This window comes from Arthrobacter sp. CMU6 (assembly GCF_059090205.1).
In genome coordinates, this window is the sequence record NZ_JBNHFL010000079.1 from 1 (window position 1) to 1,227 (window position 1,227).

1 protein-coding gene is annotated in these 1,227 nt (G+C 63.4%); it reads left to right on the plus strand.

The window, feature by feature from the left end; translation table 11 throughout:
* Positions 1-18: 18 nt before the first annotated feature.
* The coding region (locus tag AC5RWD_RS23130; RefSeq protein ID WP_494022257.1) for an aromatic ring-hydroxylating oxygenase subunit alpha at positions 19-1,227 on the plus strand (1,209 nt) is incomplete at its 3' end.

Below are 1,227 nucleotides of genomic sequence, written 5' to 3' on the forward strand. Positions count from 1 at the left end.
TTTTGATTGGAGAGCAAATTGTCTGTTGAGGTAAGCACGCCGAGCCTGATCCCTACGCTGGGTGGTTCTTTGTATACGGATCCGGCTGTTTTCCGGGCTGAGCAGGAGCGGATTTTTGAGCAGATGTGGTTCTGCGCGATCCGGTCGGCTGATCTGGATAAGCCCGGGGCGTGGCAGACGGTGCAGGTGGGCCGGGAGAGCGTGTTGATCTCGCGGACCCGGAAGGGTCAGATCCGGGCGTTTTACAATGTGTGCCGGCACCGGGGTGTGAAGTTGTGCATGGAGGAAAAGGGCGAAGCGGCCCGTAACTTCCAGTGCCCGTACCACGCCTGGACGTATGACTTCGAGGGCAAGCTGATCGCGGCCCCGAACCTGACCAAGATGCCGGACATCGACCGGGACGAGTACGGCCTGTCCAAGGTCCACATCCGCGAGTACCTGGGGTATGTGTGGGTGTGCCTGGCCGAGGAACCGCCCTCCTTCGAGGAAGACGTGATGGGCGCGATCGAGGAGCGCCTGGGCGACGTGCACGCCATTGACGGGTATGACGTGGCGAACCTGTCCCTGGGCCGGCGGATCCGGTATGACGTGAAGGCGAACTGGAAGCTCATCATTGAGAACTTCATGGAGTGCTACCACTGCGCGACGATCCACCCGGAGCTGACCGAGGTCCTGCCCGAGTTCGCCGACGGCCTGGCGGCGCAGTACTTCGTGGGCCACGGCGCGGAGTTCGGTGAGGACATCAAGGGCTTCACCGTGGACGGGTCCGAGGGCCTGGACGTGATCCCGGGCGTGGGTGAGGACCAGGACCGGCGTTATTACGCGATCACGATCAAGCCGACCGTGTTCGTGAACCTGGTCCCGGACCATGTGATCATCCACCGGATGTTCCCGCTGTCCGCGGACCACACGATCGTTGAGTGTGACTGGCTGTACCTGCCCTCGGTCGTGGAGTCCGGCAAGGACGTCACGGCGTCGGTGGAGCTGTTCCACCGGGTGAACATGCAGGACTTCGACGCGTGCGAGCGCTGCCAGCCGGGCATGGCTTCCAAGTCCTACGCCAAGGGCGGCGTCCTCGTCCCGAGCGAGCACCACATCGGGGCGTTCCACGACTGGATCCAGGAAAAGGTCGGCGACATCAAGCCCTCCGGCGAAGCCCTGCTCGGCCTCACCGCGGACACCCCGCCCCTGATCGAACGCGCCGAAACCCTGCAGCGCAAAGAAACC